This is a genomic window from Pseudomonas sp. NFPP02 (assembly GCF_900119355.1).
Taxonomy (GTDB): domain Bacteria; phylum Pseudomonadota; class Gammaproteobacteria; order Pseudomonadales; family Pseudomonadaceae; genus Aquipseudomonas; species Aquipseudomonas paracarnis.
Map to the genome: position 1 here is coordinate 85,498 of NZ_FPJI01000001.1, position 17,014 is coordinate 102,511.

Sequence of the window (17,014 nt, forward strand, 5' to 3'; positions counted from 1 at the left end):
GCACACTCGTCAGACATCTGCGGAAGGGCGAACAATGTGCACTTCGTCGGAAAGTTTGCCTAGTGGGCTTTCTACGGGTTTTGGACGATTGTCATGTAAGGTTTTTCCCTAGTTTTGCGCGGTACTCCTCGACCTAGACTTACGTCCAATGGGCACCCACTGCGCAGGAGTCGACCATGCAGCACGATAACGACAAAAACACTGCGGTCACTGTTATGAGTAAAGCTGATGCATTCGCACAGGCGGGTAAAACCGCTGTGTTGCAGAACATCCACGGCACCCTGCAATTCCTGCAACGCTTCCCGCCGTTCAACCAGATGGAACAGGCGCACCTGGCTTTCCTGGTGGAGCAGTGCCAACTGCGTTTCTACGGCCCCGGCGACAGCATCCTCAAACCGTCGGGCGGCCCGGTCGAGCACTTTTATATCGTCAAGCAGGGGCGGGTCGTGGGTGAGCGTCCAGACTCGGCGGACACCACCTTTGAAATCGCCACCGGCGAATGCTTCCCCCTCGCCGCCTTGCTGGGTGAGCGCGCGACCCGTACAGAACACAAAGCCGCTGAAGACACCTTCTGCCTGCAATTGAACAAACCGGCCTTTATCAAACTGTTCGCGCTGTCCAGCCCGTTTCGTGATTTCGCCTTGCGCGGGGTCAGCAGCCTGCTCGACCAGGTCAACCAGCAGGTACAGCAAAAAGCCGTGGAAACCCTCGGCACCCAATACTCCTTGAATACCCGCCTGGGTGAATTGGCCATGCGCCACCCGGTCACCTGCAGCCCGCACACAGCGTTGCGCGAAGCGGTGACCTTGATGCACGAACAACAGGTCGGCAGCATTGTGATCGTCAACGAACACAAGGCGCCCCTGGGCATCTTCACTCTGCGCGATCTGCGCCAGGTGGTCGCCGATGGCGCCAGCGACTTCAGCCAGAGCATTGCCGGGCACATGACCCAGGCGCCGTTTTACTTGAGCCCGGAGCACAGCGCTTTCGACGCAGCCATCGCCATGACCGAGCGACATATCGCCCATGTGTGCCTGGTGCAAGACCAGCGCCTGTGTGGCGTGGTCTCCGAGCGTGACTTGTTTTCCTTGCAGCGTGTGGACCTGGTGCACCTGGCCCGCACCATCCGCAACGCGCCCCGGGTGGAAAACCTGGTGGCGATTCGCGGTGAAATCGGCCAGTTGGTGGAGCGCATGCTCGCCCATGGCGCCTCATCCACCCAGATCACCCACATCATTACGCTGCTCAACGACCACACCGTGTGCCGGGTGATCGAGCTGACCCTCGCGGAAAAAGGCGACCCCGGCGTGCCCTTCAGTTGGCTGTGTTTTGGCAGTGAAGGCCGCCGCGAACAAACGCTGTACACCGACCAGGACAACGGCATCCTGTTCGAGGCCAAGGACGCCGTCGAAGCCGCCGAAAGGCGTGAGCGCTTGCTACCGCTGGCGCAGCACATCAACCAAAGCCTGGCGCTGTGCGGCTTCAGCCTGTGCAAGGGCAATATCATGGCCGGCAACCCCGAGCTGTGCTTGTCCCGCGTGGAGTGGGCGCGGCGCTTCGGCGCGTTCATTCGTGAGGCGACGCCGGAAAACCTGCTGGGCTCAAGCATCTATTTTGACTTGCGCGTGGTATGGGGCGACGAGCGCGGGTGCGAGCAACTGCGTCAGGGCATTCTCGATCAGGTGGCGGATAACCGCTTGTTCCAACGGATGCTGGCCGAAAATGCACTACTGCGGCGCCCGCCGGTGGGGCGTTTCCGCGAGTTCGTGCTGACCCGCAAACATGGCGAAAAGGCCACCCTCGACCTCAAGGTGCAGGGCCTTACACCTTTTGTAGATGGCGCGCGCCTGTTGGCCCTGGCCAATGGCATCCACGCCAACAACACCCTGGAACGCCTGCGCCAGTTGGTGGACAAGGCCGTTATCGAACCCCTGGATGGCGCCGCCTATGAAGAGGCCTACCACTTTATCCAGCAGACCCGCATGCAGCAGCACCAATTGCAGACCCGCGAGAACCTGCCCTATTCCAACCGCGTCGACCCCGACAGCCTCAACCACCTGGACCGGCGCATCCTGCGTGAGTCCCTGCGCCAGGCCCAACGCCTGCAAAGCAGCCTGAGCTTGCGGTATCAGCTATGAGTTTGTTTGGCTGGCTGCGCGCGAAAAAGCCCGGGCTCAACGCTGCGCAACAGCAGCGCCTGGAGCATTTACCCAAGCCCGCCGAACTGGGCAACGGCCCATTGCGCAGCCAGCGCTGGGTAGTGGTGGACCTGGAAACCAGCGGCCTGAACCTTCACCGCGACCAGGTGCTGTCCATCGGCGCCGTGGTCATCGAAGACGGTGCGGTGGATTTCTCCCAACTGTTCGAACGTACCCTGCAGCGCACCGACACCAAGCTCAGCCCCAGTGTGCTGATCCACGGGCTGGGGCCCAGTGCAATTGCCGCCGGCAGCGACCCGGCCGAGGCGTTGCTGGATTTCATGGCGTTCGTGGGCGATAGTCCGCTGCTGGCCTTCCATGCGCCGTTTGATCAACACATGCTGTGCCGGGCGCTCAAGGACAGCCTGGGTTATCGCCTGGCCCATCCGTTCCTGGATGTAGCAGACCTGGCCCCGCTGTTATGCCCAGAGGCGCATATCCGCGAAGCCGGGCTGGACGACTGGCTCAACCACTTCAGGCTACAGGCCGGCGAACGCCACCATGCCAGCGCCGATGCACTGGCGACGGCGGAGCTGATGTTGATCCTGTTCAGCCGGGCGCGGCAGCAACAGATCGATACGCCCCAGGCGCTGTATGAGCGTTTGGCCCAATGGAAACGACGCAAGCAGTCCCCTTCCCTTTAACGCTTCGCGCCCGACGCGGAGCATCGCGGGATGCATTCCTACGCAGAGCGCGGGAACGATCACCCGACAGACGCCAATTGCGCCCACCCTACGCCTCTGACACAATCGCGAATAATTCTCGTTAGTTTAAACCTTATTCGGTGATGCCTTGTCGTCGGTCCATACCCCACGCAGTGAGCTTGTTGGTGCGTTGTATCGCGACCACCGTGGCTGGCTGTTGGCGTGGCTGCGACGTAATGTGGCGTGCCCAAGCCGTGCCGAAGACCTGAGCCAGGACACCTTCATGCGCCTGTTGGGCCGTGATGAGTTGCGCGAGCCCCGCGAACCGCGGGCGTTCCTGGTGGCCATCGCCAAGGGTTTGCTGTTTGACTATTTCCGTCGTGCGGCCCTGGAACAGGCCTACCTCACCGAATTGATGCTGATCCCGGAAAACGAACAGCCTTCGCCGGAAGCCCAGCAACTGATCCTCGAAGACCTCAAGGCCATCGACCGCCTGCTCGGCAAGTTGTCGAGCAAGGCCCGCGCCGCGTTCCTCTATAACCGCCTCGACGGCCTGGGCCATGCCGAGATCGCCCAGCGCCTGGGGGTTTCGGTGCCGCGCGTGCGCCAATACCTGGCCCAGGGCATTCGCCAGTGCTACATCGCACTGTATGGCGAGCCGTCGTGACCGCGATCGGCTCCAAACCGGTGTCGTCGCGCGTGCTGGATGCCGCGATTGCCTGGCAACTGTCCCTCGACTCGGGCGACGGCAGCGCGGTGGAACAGGAAGAGTTCAGCAAGTGGCTGGCCAGCGATGAGGAACACGCTCGCGCCTGGCGCCAGTTGGGCATGCTAGACCAGCGTTTCAGTGTGGCCTCGGGCCCGGCTCGGGCGGCGCTGCTGCAGTCGCGCCACGGCATTCGCCAGCGCGTGCGCAAGCTGGGCCGGGGCCTGGCCAGTATCGTGCTGGTGTGCGGCCTGGCGCTGTTTGCCGGTGAGCGTTACGTGCCTATTCACTATTGGCTGGCCGACCAGCGCACTGCTACCGGTGAACAGCGCACGCTGAAGCTGGCGGACGGCACGCGAATAAACCTCAACACCCACAGCGCCATTGATGTGCGCTTCGACGAAGCACGCCGCTTGATCGTGTTGCAGGCAGGCGAAATTCTCGTCGAAACCGGCCACGACGATTCGCGCCCTTTCTACGTGCAAACCCGCGACGGCAGCCTGCGGGCGCTGGGTACCCGGTTTATCGTCAAGCGCGAAGACGACGCTACGCGCCTGAGTGTGTTGCAGTCTGCCGTGGCCGCCCAGCCCGAGGCGCTGCACCAGGAACAAGTGTTCAAGGCGGGCCAGCAAGTGCTGATGCGCGGCGACGGGCTCGGGCCACTGTTGGCCGTCACCCCCGCCACCGATGCCTGGACCCGCGGCATGCTGGTAGTGGACAACGCTCGGCTGGGGGATGTGATCGAGGAATTGGCGCGCTATCGCACCGGCTACCTGGGGGTGGATAAGAACGTGGCCGACCTGCGCATCACCGGCAGTTTCCCGCTGCGCGACACCACGTTGGCATTGAATGCGCTGTTGCCGACCTTGCCGGTGCAGATCGAGCAGCACACGCCGTGGTGGGTGACCGTCAAGGGTAAGCCTTAGGCTTGATCGTTCCCACGCTCCGCGTGGTAATGCAGCCCGGACGTTCTGCGTCCCAGGCCGTGACGCAGAGCGTCACACGAGGCGTTCCCACGCGGAGCTTGGGAACGATCACAGCACACCGCAAAAAATATTTTCACCCGGCCCTATCACTTTTCGATTCTCGCTCGGCACCTAGGCAATTGAGAAATATTTCCATTCAGGAGCCGCCCGTATGTCCCGCACGCTAGACACCTTGTTGCGCCCCAGCCTGTTAGCCATGGCGATCGCCCTCAGCGCCCCGCTCGCCAGCACCCCGCTGATCGCCGCCGAACAAGCCTCCAGCGTGCGCGCCTATAACCTGCCCGCTGCGCCCCTGGCCACCACCCTGAACCAGATCGCCAGCCAGGCCGGCCTGGCGCTGACCCTCAACCCTGCACTCGCCGCCGGCAAGACCTCGGCGCCGGTCCAAGGCCAGTTCGATGCGCAGGGCGCGTTGCGTGAGGCGCTGCGCGGTACTGGCTTGCAGTTGGAGCAGAGCAGTGTGGGCACTTACACCCTGATGCCGGTTCCGGAGGGCGTCGTTGCCTTGCCGACCACCAACATCACCGGCCAAGGCAGCTATGAAAGCGCTTGGGGGCCGGTGGAGGGATATGTAGCAAAGCGTACCGCCGCCGGCACCAAAACCGATACCGCGCTGGTCGAGGCACCACGCTCGATCTCGGTAGCCACCCGCGAGCAAATGCAGGACCGTAACGTGCAGAACCTCGACGATGCGGTCAAATACATGCCCGGTATCGTGTCTGCCAGCTACGGCAGCGACACCCGTTACGACTGGATGCGCGTACGCGGCTTCGAGCCGACGCAATTCCTTGATGGCCTGCCACTGCCCCGTGGCGTGTACGCCAACCCGAAAGCCGAAACCTGGAACCTCGACCGCCTCGCCCTGCTGCGCGGTCCGGCCTCGTCAGTCTATGGCCAGACCCCTCCGGGCGGCCTGCTGGATATGGTCAGCCGCCGCCCCAGCGCTGAATCGAGCCACGCCATCCAGATGCAATACGGCAGTGACAACTACCGCCAGATCAATTTCGAAAGCACTGGCAAGATCGATGATGAGGGCCAGTTTCTCTACAGCGTTGGCGGCGTGGTACGCGATGCCGGTACCCAGGTCGATCACATCGACAACAAGCGGTACAACATCGCACCGAGCTTGACCTGGAATATCGACACCGATACCAAGCTGACCTTGCTGTCACAGTTCACCCGTGACGATACCGGCACCACCAGCCAGTTCCTGCCGATCCAGGGCACCAAAATCAAATCACCGCTAGGCGAGGTTTCCCACCACAAGAACCTCGGCGACCCGGACTACGACTTCTACGACCGCACCTACTACGCATTGGGCTACGCGTTCGAGCACCGCTTCAACGATACCTGGCAATTCAAGCAGAACCTGCGCTACACCAAATCCGAATTGGCGTTCCAGCAACTGACGGTAGGCTCGTTTGCCTTCTCCCCCGCCGATGCCAATGGCGACATCAGCCGCTCTTCGACCAATGTGGACGAGGACATCAGCCAGTTCGCGGTGGACAACAACTTCCAGGCTGACTTCGCCACTGGCGACATCTCCCACACCGTGCTGCTGGGCCTGGATCATCAACGCACCGACACCTCGTACCTGGCGATTTTCGGCGACGGTGGCACCACGAACATCTTTAACCCGGTCTATGGCCAGCCGATCGTGCGCCCGGCGCGCTCCACCGCGTTCTACGATTACAACCAGAAAACCGTGCAGACCGGCCTTTACGTGCAGGACCAGATGGCCCTGGACAACTGGCGCCTGACTCTTGGTGGTCGTGAAGACTGGGTGCACCAGGGCACCACCTACTTCAACAAGAACGACGCGACCAATACCGACCGCAGCAAGAATTTCAGTGGCAATGCGGCGCTGAGCTATGTGTTCGACTCGGGCTTCGTCCCCTACCTCTCGTACGCCGAGTCGTTCCAGCCTGCGAGCAACGCCAGCGTCGACCCCCTCCAGTCGTTCAAGCCGACGGAAGGCAAGCAGTGGGAGTTGGGGATCAAATACCAGCCACCCGGCTCCAACACCCTGCTGAGTGCAGCGGTCTACGACCTGACCCAGAAGAACGTGCAAGTCACCAGCTTCCAGTCCGGTGGTGCCTCCGTGACCGACCAGACCGGAGAAGTAAAGGTCAAGGGACTGGAGCTGGAAGCCGTGTCTGATGTGACCGAAAACCTCAAGGTCATCGCGGCCTACACCCTGGCCAAGTCTGAGGTGCAAAAAGGTCAGTACAAAGGCAACCGCCTGCAACTGATGCCTAACCAACAAGCGTCCTTGTGGACCGACTACACCTGGCACACCGGTGCCCTCGACGGTTTCGGTATCGGCTTCGGCGCACGCTACACCGGCAATACCTATGGCGACCAAGCCAATACCTGGGCCGGCAAGGCCAACGCCTACACCGTGTTCGACGGCTCCGTGCATTACGACCTCGGCCGCCTGGACAACAGCCTCAAGGGCGCGTCGGTGAAAGTGAACGCGACCAACCTGTTCAACAAAGACTACATGTCCACCTGTGATGGCTCCTATTGCTACTTCGGCGACCAACGCAGCGTCGTCGCCAGCGCCACCTACCAGTGGTAATCAGCTGAGCTAACCACCAGGCCGCCCAACAAGGCGGCTTTGGTGCATCTGAAGGCTAGACAATGAAAAGCAAAACCATCCGCCGCTGGTCCTTCATCCACACCTGGACCAGCCTGATCTGCACCGTATTCCTGCTGCTGCTCGCCCTCACCGGCCTGCCGTTGGTGTTTCACCACGAGATCGACCACCTGCTGGGCAATGAGCCCGAACTGGCGCAGATGCCTGCCGATACGCCCCGGCTCAACCTTGAGCAGCTTGTGGCCAAAGCCCAGGCCCATCGCCCCGGCGAGGCCATGCAGTACCTTGCCTGGGACGAAGACGACAATAACGGCGTGATCGCGATCATGGCGGCCACAGCCAGTACTGAGCCGAACTCGTCGCACACCTTCATGCTCGATGCCCGCACTGGCGAAACCGTCGAAATGCCGTCTGCCAATGGGGGCTTCACTCTGTTCCTGCTGCGCCTGCATGTGGATATGTTTGCCGGACTGCCGGGCAAGTTATTGCTGGCGTTCATGGGCCTTCTGTTTGTGCTGGCGATTATCTCGGGCACGGTGTTGTACCTGCCATTCATGCGTCGCTTGAAGTTCGCCACCGTGCGCCAGGACAAGTCCACCCGTTTGCGCTGGCTCGACCTGCACAACCTGATCGGCGTGGTCACTTTGACCTGGGCGCTGGTAGTGGGGGTAACCGGCGTGATCAGCGCCTGCGCCGACTTGATCATCGCGGCGTGGCGCGAGGACAGCCTCAGCGCCATGATCGAACCCTACAAGAACGCCCCGCCGCTGACCCAACGCGCGCCCGCCACGGAGCTGTTGAGCATTGCGGCCAAGGCCGCGCCCGGTATGGAACCGGACTTTATCGCCTTCCCCGGCACGCGTTTTTCCAGCGAACATCACTACGCCGTGTTCATGAAGGGCAGCACCCACCTGACCTCCCATTTGCTGACACCGGTGCTGATCGACGCCAGCACCCTGGCCGTCACCGCCATCGCCGAACGGCCGTGGTACATGGATGCCATGGGCATGTCCCAACCCCTGCATTTCGGTGATTACGGCGGCATGCCGATGAAGATTTTGTGGGCGGTGCTGGATGTGCTGACCATCATCGTGCTGGTGAGCGGCATTTACTTATGGATCGTACGGCGCAAGGCGGCCAAGGTATGAAGCCGCGGCAGTCGAATGTCTGGAAGGTCTTTGCCATACCGCTGGGGATTGGCCTGCTCAGTGCCGCCGGGTTGTTTGCCGCGTTGCTGGGCGATGGGTGGTGGGATTCGTTGAGTTGGATCGGGCTGGGCATACCCGCGGCCATTGCCGTCTACAAACTACTGTAGGAGCGAGCTTGCTCGCGAAAAACCTGAGAGCACCGCGTTAAACCAGGCGAGCTGCGTTATCGTTGGCGTTATTCGCGAGCAAGCTCGCTCCTACAGAGGAATGCCCATGTCCGCCCCCAGCATGACCTTGTTCCACAACCCCGCTTCGCCCTTCGTGCGTAAAGTGCGCGTGCTGCTGATCGAGACCGGCCAGCAGGATCGTGTGGCCCTGCACGCGTGCCTGCCCACGCCGGTCAACCCGGATGCCGAAGTGCTGCAAGGCAACCCCGTGGGCAAGATCCCGGCCCTGCGCCTGGCCGACGGTTCGGTATTGCACGACAGCCGGGTGATTCTCGACTACCTCGACCACCAGCATGTCGGCAGCCCGCTGATCCCCCGCGACGGCTCGACCCGCTGGCGGCGCCTGACCCTGGCCTCGATGGCTGACGGCATCATGGATGCCGCCGTGCTGGTACGTTACGAGACCGCCATGCGTCCGGTGGAGAAACACTGGGACCAATGGTTGGACGAACAGCGCAACAAGATCCGCCGCGCCCTCGCCGAACTGGAGCGGGACGCCATTGCCGAACTGGCCAGCCACTTCGACATCGCCGCCATCAGCGTGGCCTGTGCCCTGGGCTACATAGACTTTCGCCACCCGGATCTGCAATGGCGCATAGATAACCCCAAGCTCGCCGCCTGGTACGCCGAAGTCAGCCAGCGGTCTTCGATGCACCAGACCCAACCCCCGGTTTGACCAGCCCCCTGCAGGAGCGAGTTTGTTGTGGCGAGGGAGCTTGCTCCCGCTCGACAGCGCAGCTGGAGCCGGCTTTATCAGGGGCGCTTCGCACCCCAGCGCAAGCAAGCTTGCTCGCCACAACAAGCTCGCTCCTACAGTGAAAGGTGGCGTTGGTGAGGAAGTCGACCATCCTCGCTTTCATCTGCTGATCTTCGCGCAATCCGATCATTGCCCTTGCTCCACCTTGCGTTTACCCACCCCGTACCAATCCAGCTTGCGCGTCAGCACCATCACCGTGCCCAGCAGGCCAAACAGCAGCAGCGAGCCCATCAACAGCGCGTAATCCTCGGCACTGAGCAAGCCGTACAGCAAGCCATACAACGCCGCCAGCCCGGCCGAAAACCCCAGGCCGTGGGCGACGCTACGCAGCACATGGCATACGTAGAAGCCGATCAACACCACACAGGCGCTGGCGGATATCAGGTAGGCCAGGGCAAAGCCCAGATGCTCGGACAACGACAACAGCAGCAGGTAGAAGAACGCCAGCGCCACGCCCACCAGGGCGTACTGGATAGGGTGCACCGCCAGACTCTTGAGCACCTCGAAGAGAAAGAAGCCGGCAAAGGTCAGGGCGATAAACAACAGCGCATATTTGATCGCCCGATCGCTCTTGAGGTACTGGTCTACCGGGTCGATGAAGTTCACCCCAAAGCTGCGGTTGCTGAAGTCTTCACAGCCTTGCCCGTCCAGGCAGTTCTGCAGGGCTTGTTCGAGGTTGGTGGAGAAGAATGTCGTCTGCCAATTGGCGCTGAAGCCCTGGTCGGTCACCTCACGTTGAGCCGGCAGGAAGTTGCCGACAAAGCTCGGGTGCGGCCAGTTGGACGCCAGTGTTACCTGGCTGGTCTTGCCCACCGGCACCACTTGCAGTTGCTCGGTGCCTTGCAGGCGCAGGTCGAAGGCGAACTCCAGCACGGCGGGTTTCTTGCCGTCCTGCGCCGGCAGCGTCACATGCACGCCCTCGCCCAGCCAGTCGACTTGGGAGCCTGGCGAGAACTCCAGCCGCTGGTCACCCAGCTCCAGTTTCAGCGCGTTTTCAATACCACGAATATCACTGATGCCCACCGCCAGAAACGCCGGCTCAAAGCGGTAGTCGGCAAAGTCTTCGGTGATCCCCAACTGCGCCGGCAAGTCGAAACGCCCGCTGATACGGTTGTCGGCATGGAACAGCCGCGCCTGGTAAATGCCCCGCGCACGCAGTTCGGTTTGCACCTTGCCGTCGAGCTCAAACCGGTCCGGCAGGAAATACAGACGGCCGCGTTCTTCACGGGTTTCTTCGTAGCGCTTGTTGAGCTTTTCATTGAGCTTCCACTCACGCACGGTCTTGCGATACGGCACCACCATCACCGGCCCGGTGAGGCGCTGGGCAAAGCTTGAGCTGCGGGCAATGTCCATCAGTACGCCGTCGCGCAGTTGCTGACGGTCGCTGATGATGCCGTTGATCATCAACAATGGAATCAGCAACAGCAGGATCAGCAGCGCAATCGCGCCCAATTTGAAAAGCAGGTTGCGGTTCATGGGTCTCTCCCTGTTTTGATGGGGAGAGTCTGCCCAGTGGGTATGGGAGATTTATGTGGGCAATGTGGAGACTGTGTGGAGATGCAGCACCGCTTGCACGCCGCCCGGTACGTTGCCGATCTGCAACGAGCCGCCGTGCAGCTTCATCACCTCCTCGACAAAGTTGAGCCCCAGGCCCGTACTTTTGCGCCCGCTGGCCGGGCGCGGCAGCGAGTAGAAGCGCTCGCTCAGGCGCGGCAAGGCGTAATCGGGAATCGCCTCCGCCTGGTTGAACAGGCTGACCTGCACCTCGTTATGCCGCACCTGCGCGCTGAACCGCAGCGTGCCGCCGGGCGGAGTAAAGTCCAAGGCATTGTCCAGCAGGTTACCCAGGGCCTGGCGTAGCAGGAAAGGTTCGCCAAATACCTTCACATCAGCGGCAATCGCCTGCTCGACGTGCAAGCCGGCGCCTTCGACCCGCGCACATTGAGCCTTGAGCACATCCTCAACCAGGGCGGCCAAAGGAATGCTCGATTGCTCTTCCAGACCCTGTCGCTGCTCCACCTGGGCCAGGTTCAACAGGCGTTCGATCAACTGTTGCAGGCGCGCACTTTCGCTGTCGATATTGCCGACAAACCGCTGCTGCTGCTCGCGGCTCATGTCACCCTGCAACAGCTCTGCTGCACCGCGAATCGCCGCCAACGGGCTCTTCAGTTCATGGGTCAGCGTATGCACGTAGCGCTCTACGTAAGCCTTGCCTTCCAGCTGCGTGCGCATGTGTTCCACGGCGGTGGATAACTGCTTGAGCTCGCCGCCGCGATAATGCGGCAACTCGGCGCGGCGGCCCTCGCTCACGGCTTCGGCATAGGCGGTAAGGCGTCTGAGGGCCGCCGTCAGCCACCATGACAATAGCGCGCCCAGCAGCAGCCCCAGGGTGACCAGCCCGGCGCCGTACCACAGCAGGCGCCGCTCGGTGCGATCCACGTAGGGTTGCAACGAGCTGTTGGGCTTGGCCACCGTGACCACGCCGATGATCTGCCCGTTATCGCGAATCGGCGCCCCCACGTGCATCACCGATGAGGTGGGGTCGTCTGCATCGCTGCGGGTGGAGCGCGCACCGTATTCGCCACGCAGGGTCAGGTACACGTCGTTCCATTTCGAATAGTCCTGGCCCACCGCTTCACCGCTGGAGTCGAGCAATACCCTACCCTTGGCGTCGGTCACGTAGATGCGATGGTTGACCTGGTTTTTCGGCAGCCCCCAGATCACCGCACCCGGCTGACGGTTGCCGTAGGCCTTGAGCATCTCGGGCCAATGGCTCTGGCCGAGGGTGCCGTTTTTAACGTCTGCACGCAGGATTTCAGCCAGCAGGTTGGCGGTGTCCACCAATGTTTCTTCGGTGGACTGGCGCACGCCGGGGCGGATTTCCTTCATCACGGTGTTGAGCACGAAGTAGCCGGTCAGGCCGATAAACAGCGCATACACCAGGAAAATCCGCAGCCCAAGACGCATCAGCTGTGGCTCGGGCTGTAGCTATAGCCGAGGCCACGATGGGTCTGGATCGGCTCGGCATCCGCCGCCACACTCCTGAGTTTGCTGCGCACACTCTTGATATGGCTGTCGATATTGCGCTCGTAACCGGCATCAACGGGTACGCCCACCGCGTCCAGCAGTTGCTCGCGGCTGAACACGCGCTCGGGTTGGTCCAGCAGACTTTGCAGCAGGCGGAACTCATGCCGCGTGAGGCTCAAGGGTTGGCCGCGATAAAGAATCTGCATGCGTTCCAGATCCACTTGGAACAGGGTTGGCGCCACACACGGGCCGACCCGCTTGAGAATCGCCCTGACCCTCGCCGCCACTTCCCGCGGGCTGAAAGGCTTGACCACATAATCGTCGGCACCGATCTCCAGCCCTACCACCCGGTCGATCTCCGCATCCCGGGCACTGAGGAACATCACCGGCACTTCGCTGAAGCGGCGCAATTGCTTGCAGGTTTCAAAGCCGGTGATGTCCGGCAGGCCGATGTCGAGCATGACCAGGTCGGCCGGGGTCTGGCGCTGATGCTCCAGCGCCGCCTGGCCGAGCGTCAGCCAGGTGGTGGTGAAGCCTTCGCCTTGCAGGGCAAAGATCAGCGTGTCGGCTATCGCCGCTTCGTCTTCGACAATCAGGATGTGCGGCATGGGCTCAATCAGCAGTCCGGTTTGTCGGCAGTGTAGCGACGTGCCGGGTTTACCGCAGCGCCAAATTCACGCAGGGCCTTGGCGCCGATCAGCAGCGGGTAGTTGAAGCTGCTGCGGTCGGTGAGGTTGACCTCGACGGTGCGCTTGACGTCGCCCAGGCACATCTCCAGATCGATCACCGGGCGCTTGGCCACACTGGCTTCGTCCTTGTCATCATCTTCGTCGGCGCGGCTCTTGATCTTGCTGATGCGCGACACCTTGTGCTCATAGACCTTGTTACCCGCGTCTTCACCGCCGAGGCGGAAGCGCACCCAGTCATCGCCGTCGCGCTGAAAGGTTTCGATGTCGCGCGCCGACAGCGAGGCGGTCAGCGCGCCGGTGTCCATCTTGGCCTTGAACGTCTGGCCGATCTCCGGCAACTGGATGTATTCGTAGCGACCGTAGAGGGTCGGTTCGGCGGCCATGACAGGCACAGCAACCAGGGCGAACGCGGCAAGGAGCAATTTCACGGCAGGATTTCCTCGAAAGAAGTGGGCGGAGTCTAGACCGCAAACACAGCACTTAGTTGGATGACCGAGCATATCGCGCACAGTGTGAAACATTCGTCGGGCAATTTGCGATTTGGCCTCTAGACTCACCTTGCTTATCATGGCCCGCCCACAGAATTCCAAGAGTTGCTTATGCGCCGCCTGCTCACCGGCTGTCTGGTTACACTGCTGCTGTTATTCAACACGCTGATCCTGATCGGCCCCTTGATGGTCTTCGCCCTGCTCAAGCTGGTGGCGCCAGGGCGCTCGCGTGACTATGCCTCATGGGCGGTGATGTGGATCGCCGAAACCTGGGCCGAGATCGACAAGCTGATCTTCGCCGCGTGCATCCCCACCCAATGGGATATTCGCGGTGGCGAAGACCTGCGCGGCGATACCTCTTACCTGGTGATCAGCAACCACCAATCCTGGGTCGATATTCCCGCGCTGATCCAGGCATTGAACCGGCGCACGCCGTTCTTCAAGTTCTTCCTGAAAAAAGAACTGATCTGGGTGCCCTTCCTCGGCCTGGCCTGGTGGGCGCTGGATTACCCCTTTATGAAACGCTACACCAAGGCGTTCCTGGCCAAGCACCCGGAGCTGGCGGGGCAGGATTTGAAGATCACCAAAGAGGCCTGCGAGCTGTTCAAGCGCCAGCCGGTCACGGTGGTCAATTACCTGGAGGGCACGCGGTTCAACGAGGCCAAGCGCAAGCAGCAGGCGTCACCGTTTACCCGATTGCTCAAGCCCAAGGCGGGCGGCGTGGCATTTGTGCTCGCGGCGATGGGCGAACAACTGGACGCGATCCTCGACGTGACCGTGGTGTATCCGCAGCAAAAGATTCCGGGGTTCTGGGACTTGATCAGCGGCGCAGTGCCGAAGGTGATCGTGGATATCCGTACCCGCGAACTGGACCCGGCGTTGTGGCAAGGGGATTACGAGAACGATCCGGCGTTTCGCCAGACCGTCCAGAACTGGGTCAACCAGCTCTGGATGGAAAAGGATGCGCGCATCGAACAACTGCGCCAACAACCTTAGCTGCCGGTGCCCCAGGCCTGAGCCAATTTGCCCAGCACGGAACTGCTGGCCCCCTCGCCGCCCAGGTATTTCAGGATCACCGGGGCAAACTGGCCGACCATGCCGCTGTCCATGCCCAATGCGCTGAAGGCGGTGTTCAAGTCATTGGTGCTTTTCACGTTGCCCAACAGGCCGTCCAGGCCGCTGGTCTTGCTGCCACCGGTTTGGCCGAGCATCCCGCTCAGGGCTCCGAGGCTGCCCAATGCGTTATTACCTGACAACTTGTCGAGGCCCGGTACAGTGCTGCTCAACTGCGAGAAGTCGTTGCCGCTGAGTTTGTTCTTGGCCAGACCCAGCATGGCGCCCGTGCCGCCCACTGCTTGCTCGGGGGTGATGTTCAGTTGCGAGGTCAAGGCCGTCAGCAGGTCGGCCGTCTCCGAGGTGGGCGCGGCGGCGGCAGCCTTGTTGTTGCCACCCTGCATGCCGGAAATGGCATTGGCTGCATCGCCAAGGCTGAAACCTGCGGCGAACACCGGGCCGGCGGCCACGGTCAACAGGCAGGACAGGGCAAAACCGCGTGAAATCTTCATCGACACAACCTCTGGGTATAGGGGTAAACGCAGGCGTTGGACTGGGTATCCCGTCGGTTGTTCCGGAGCCCCTGAGGAACCCATCGGGGATAAGCGGGTCCATGAACTGACTACAAAATTTGTCGAGAAGAGACTTATGACTGCGATCCAACCCCCAGTGATTGAGCACAAGCCTGCGTTCTGGAGCCGCCCTCGCCTGTTCATCGGCGCCTGCGTGGTGGTGGTTGCCGGTATCGGCGGCGCGCTCTACACCCAGGACAGCGTCAAATCCGCGGCGACATTGGTGACCACGACCCAGCAGCCAGCCGCACAAATCATGGCCCACAAGGATTACCTGGAAGTGCAGCCGATTGCCTCCACGGCGCCAGCACCGGACCAAAGCCTTGAACTCTGGGCGCTTCCCAAAGACGGCACACCGGTATCCCTTGGCCTGCTGCCGGAGGATGGCAAAGGCATCATCGGCCTGAATCCGCGCCAGCAAGAAAGCATCAGCAAGCCGGTGGAGCTGATGGTGAGTTCGGAAACCAAGGGTGGCTCGGTGAGCAAGCAACCGACAGGGCCGACCGTCTACCAAGGCGCCCTGGCCACGCGCTAATCACCGGCTGACACTCGGTTTAAATGTAGGAGTGGGCTTGCCTGCGAAAGCGATAATGCAGTGACTGACACATCGCCTTCGCGGGCGAGCCTGCTCCCAGAGATGGTCTCATTTGCAGACTCACCGGCCGACCCGTTGCATGTCCCGTAACCTGCTGTAGCAGCTTCCAAGGAACCTAACCCGTGTAACGCCCCACCCAGATCGGCCTCCCAACGCAGAGCAGGGAGGACTACCTCGTGGACAAGGAGTTATAACGATGATCGGATGGGTACCTAATCTCTTTTCCCTAGTCACCGCCTACAACCTGCCAGCCAGCAACGCAGCCGTCGACACGGGCCAATGCCCTGCCGTCAGCGACATCCATTCAAAACCCTACACAGACCCCGACCTGCCGCCGCCCTATGGCGAGGGCTATCAGTATTCAGCCCAAACCCAAGGCAAAACATGGACGGGGCAAACCGCCGGGACCAACGATGATTTTCTGGACCCGGAATACGCACTGCAGGCAGAAGCCATCAACGTGCGCGACGGTAAGGTGCACTGTGATTACGGTGGAAAACGTTTGATAAAAAACGGTGAGGTGGCCGATCCCTATTTGCGGTTGACGGCGCTTAAGTGATGCAAAGGGCGACTCGCAGGTCGCCCTTTGTTTGCTTGCGCATCAACTGGCAGTTTCCAAAGAACCTGTAGAAGCGGGTTTGCTGGAAATAGCAAACCTCAGACAAGTCCTACTTAACTAACAATAGAAAACTATCAGACTGCAGCCAACCCGTTCTAACAACAACCAAGCCACGGGCCAGGCCCCTCACGAAGTGCCGAAAACAGCAATGAATTTTTCGGAGAACGACATGTTTAAATCCTTCTTAAAACCCGGACTACTTGCAATTGCGCTGTTCGGCCTTCCGGCCGTTGCAAGTGCGAGCGGGTTAGCGAGCGCTATCGGCACCATCACTGTTCCGATTGGAAACTCTTTCTCAAATCAAGCTGTCACTGAATCAGCATTTTCTCATTCATGCAGCACTGGGAAGTTTGTCGGCTACGTTCAAGGCGTTATTGCCGGTAGCGGAAGTACCATACATTACGTGCGCGTAGACAGGTACCGAATTGTGAAAACCGACGGGCACACCGACAGAAGCAAAGCCAATGTCAATATAAAGACCGTCAGCCGAAATGGAACCCGCGTGACAAAGTCAGCAGATGCCATGAAGCAGGACAGGCAATGGCATGATTTGAAAATGGCCAACTATAACCCCGGTTTGCGAAGTGCAGAAATTGAGATGATATTTGATAAGTCCGGGTCCGACCCTAGATGCTTTATCTCGATCTAAGCCGCTGATTGTTCGCCGCTGGTGCTCTTGCATTTACAAAAGCACCGGCGTCAGGCA

The 17,014-nt window shown here is 61.0% G+C and carries 17 protein-coding genes; 12 read left to right on the forward strand and 5 right to left on the reverse strand.

The window, feature by feature from the left end; translation table 11 throughout:
• The first annotated feature begins 215 nt into the window (after positions 1–215).
• The 8 genes from BT204_RS00385 (at position 216) to BT204_RS00415 (ending at position 9,184) form a co-directional block, all read left to right on the forward strand.
• Complete coding sequence (locus BT204_RS00385) at positions 216–2,138, forward strand: putative nucleotidyltransferase substrate binding domain-containing protein (protein WP_072445710.1); 1,923 nt, start codon at positions 216–218, stop codon at positions 2,136–2,138.
• A complete protein-coding gene (locus tag BT204_RS00390) occupies positions 2,135–2,842 on the forward strand; it encodes a 3'-5' exonuclease (protein ID WP_072445561.1) in 708 nt (235 codons plus the stop codon). Before BT204_RS00385 ends, BT204_RS00390 begins: the two co-directional genes overlap by 4 nt.
• 148 nt (positions 2,843–2,990) lie before the next feature.
• Positions 2,991–3,509 carry an RNA polymerase sigma factor gene (locus BT204_RS00395; RefSeq protein ID WP_034128860.1) on the forward strand — a complete coding sequence of 173 codons (519 nt, stop codon included), beginning with the start codon at positions 2,991–2,993 and terminating at the stop codon, positions 3,507–3,509.
• The gene (locus BT204_RS00400) at positions 3,506–4,474 is read left to right on the forward strand and encodes a FecR domain-containing protein (RefSeq protein ID WP_072445562.1); all 969 of its coding nucleotides are present in this window, start codon (positions 3,506–3,508) and stop codon (positions 4,472–4,474) included. Before BT204_RS00395 ends, BT204_RS00400 begins: the two co-directional genes overlap by 4 nt.
• A gap of 211 nt (positions 4,475–4,685) precedes the next feature.
• On the forward strand, positions 4,686–7,115 hold the full coding sequence (locus BT204_RS00405) for a TonB-dependent siderophore receptor (RefSeq protein WP_072445563.1): 2,430 nt from the start codon (positions 4,686–4,688) through the stop codon (positions 7,113–7,115).
• Positions 7,116–7,177: 62 nt separating this feature from the next.
• A complete protein-coding gene (locus BT204_RS00410; RefSeq protein ID WP_054920747.1) occupies positions 7,178–8,281 on the forward strand; it encodes a PepSY-associated TM helix domain-containing protein in 1,104 nt (367 codons plus the stop codon).
• Complete coding sequence (locus BT204_RS27810) at positions 8,278–8,448, forward strand: hypothetical protein (RefSeq protein ID WP_175550951.1); 171 nt, start codon at positions 8,278–8,280, stop codon at positions 8,446–8,448. The genes BT204_RS00410 and BT204_RS27810 overlap by 4 nt, the downstream gene beginning before the upstream one ends.
• Before the next feature lie 106 nt (positions 8,449–8,554).
• A complete protein-coding gene (locus BT204_RS00415) occupies positions 8,555–9,184 on the forward strand; it encodes a glutathione S-transferase (RefSeq protein WP_072445564.1) in 630 nt (209 codons plus the stop codon).
• Between the two features lie 207 nt (positions 9,185–9,391).
• On the opposite strand, the gene creD is transcribed toward BT204_RS00415, so the two are convergent.
• Genes creD through BT204_RS00435 form a run of 4 tightly spaced genes read right to left on the reverse strand, consistent with a single transcriptional unit; the run spans position 9,392 to position 13,409 of the window.
• A complete protein-coding gene (creD, locus tag BT204_RS00420; protein ID WP_072445565.1) occupies positions 9,392–10,741 on the reverse strand; it encodes a cell envelope integrity protein CreD in 1,350 nt (449 codons plus the stop codon).
• Between the two features lie 51 nt (positions 10,742–10,792).
• A complete protein-coding gene (creC, locus tag BT204_RS00425; RefSeq protein WP_072445566.1) occupies positions 10,793–12,232 on the reverse strand; it encodes a two-component system sensor histidine kinase CreC in 1,440 nt (479 codons plus the stop codon).
• The gene (creB, locus tag BT204_RS00430; protein WP_072445567.1) at positions 12,232–12,900 is read right to left on the reverse strand and encodes a two-component system response regulator CreB; all 669 of its coding nucleotides are present in this window, start codon (positions 12,898–12,900) and stop codon (positions 12,232–12,234) included. The genes creC and creB overlap by 1 nt, the downstream gene beginning before the upstream one ends.
• Positions 12,901–12,908: 8 nt before the next feature.
• Positions 12,909–13,409 carry a retropepsin-like aspartic peptidase RloA2 gene (locus BT204_RS00435; RefSeq protein ID WP_014720226.1) on the reverse strand — a complete coding sequence of 167 codons (501 nt, stop codon included), beginning with the start codon at positions 13,407–13,409 and terminating at the stop codon, positions 12,909–12,911.
• 171 nt (positions 13,410–13,580) lie between these two features.
• Here BT204_RS00435 and BT204_RS00440 point away from each other — a divergent pair, with 171 nt between their 5' ends.
• Positions 13,581–14,465, forward strand: coding sequence for an acyltransferase (locus BT204_RS00440; protein WP_072445568.1), 885 nt, complete (start codon positions 13,581–13,583; stop codon positions 14,463–14,465).
• Here BT204_RS00440 and BT204_RS00445 read toward each other — a convergent pair.
• Positions 14,462–15,034, reverse strand: a complete 573-nt coding sequence (locus BT204_RS00445; RefSeq protein ID WP_034128869.1) for a DUF2780 domain-containing protein — start codon at positions 15,032–15,034, stop codon at positions 14,462–14,464. The genes BT204_RS00440 and BT204_RS00445 overlap by 4 nt on opposite strands.
• A 136-nt stretch (positions 15,035–15,170) precedes the next feature.
• Between BT204_RS00445 and BT204_RS00450 the strand changes: the two genes are divergently transcribed.
• The 3 genes from BT204_RS00450 (at position 15,171) to BT204_RS00460 (ending at position 16,957) form a co-directional block, all read left to right on the forward strand.
• Positions 15,171–15,629 (forward strand): anti-sigma factor domain-containing protein, encoded by a 459-nt coding sequence (locus BT204_RS00450; RefSeq protein ID WP_325168280.1) that lies wholly within the window; start codon positions 15,171–15,173, stop codon positions 15,627–15,629.
• 256 nt (positions 15,630–15,885) lie between these two features.
• On the forward strand, positions 15,886–16,248 hold the full coding sequence (locus BT204_RS00455) for a hypothetical protein (protein WP_054920761.1): 363 nt from the start codon (positions 15,886–15,888) through the stop codon (positions 16,246–16,248).
• Between the two features lie 229 nt (positions 16,249–16,477).
• Positions 16,478–16,957, forward strand: a complete 480-nt coding sequence (locus tag BT204_RS00460) for a hypothetical protein (protein WP_054896760.1) — start codon at positions 16,478–16,480, stop codon at positions 16,955–16,957.
• Positions 16,958–17,014 lie beyond the last annotated feature (57 nt).

Coding starts and splice junctions, on each gene's coding strand:
- creD (WP_072445565.1), bottom strand. CDS start 10,741: ATGAACCGCAACCTGCTTTTCAAATTGGGCGCGATTGCGCTGCTGATC.
- BT204_RS00415 (WP_072445564.1), top strand. CDS start 8,555: ATGTCCGCCCCCAGCATGACCTTGTTCCACAACCCCGCTTCGCCCTTC.
- creB (WP_072445567.1), bottom strand. CDS start 12,900: ATGCCGCACATCCTGATTGTCGAAGACGAAGCGGCGATAGCCGACACG.
- BT204_RS00445 (WP_034128869.1), bottom strand. CDS start 15,034: ATGAAGATTTCACGCGGTTTTGCCCTGTCCTGCCTGTTGACCGTGGCC.
- BT204_RS27810 (WP_175550951.1), top strand. CDS start 8,278: ATGAAGCCGCGGCAGTCGAATGTCTGGAAGGTCTTTGCCATACCGCTG.
- BT204_RS00410 (WP_054920747.1), top strand. CDS start 7,178: ATGAAAAGCAAAACCATCCGCCGCTGGTCCTTCATCCACACCTGGACC.
- BT204_RS00460 (WP_054896760.1), top strand. CDS start 16,478: ATGTTTAAATCCTTCTTAAAACCCGGACTACTTGCAATTGCGCTGTTC.
- BT204_RS00390 (WP_072445561.1), top strand. CDS start 2,135: ATGAGTTTGTTTGGCTGGCTGCGCGCGAAAAAGCCCGGGCTCAACGCT.
- BT204_RS00440 (WP_072445568.1), top strand. CDS start 13,581: ATGCGCCGCCTGCTCACCGGCTGTCTGGTTACACTGCTGCTGTTATTC.
- creC (WP_072445566.1), bottom strand. CDS start 12,232: ATGCGTCTTGGGCTGCGGATTTTCCTGGTGTATGCGCTGTTTATCGGC.
- BT204_RS00385 (WP_072445710.1), top strand. CDS start 216: ATGAGTAAAGCTGATGCATTCGCACAGGCGGGTAAAACCGCTGTGTTG.
- BT204_RS00455 (WP_054920761.1), top strand. CDS start 15,886: ATGATCGGATGGGTACCTAATCTCTTTTCCCTAGTCACCGCCTACAAC.
- BT204_RS00405 (WP_072445563.1), top strand. CDS start 4,686: ATGTCCCGCACGCTAGACACCTTGTTGCGCCCCAGCCTGTTAGCCATG.
- BT204_RS00450 (WP_325168280.1), top strand. CDS start 15,171: ATGACTGCGATCCAACCCCCAGTGATTGAGCACAAGCCTGCGTTCTGG.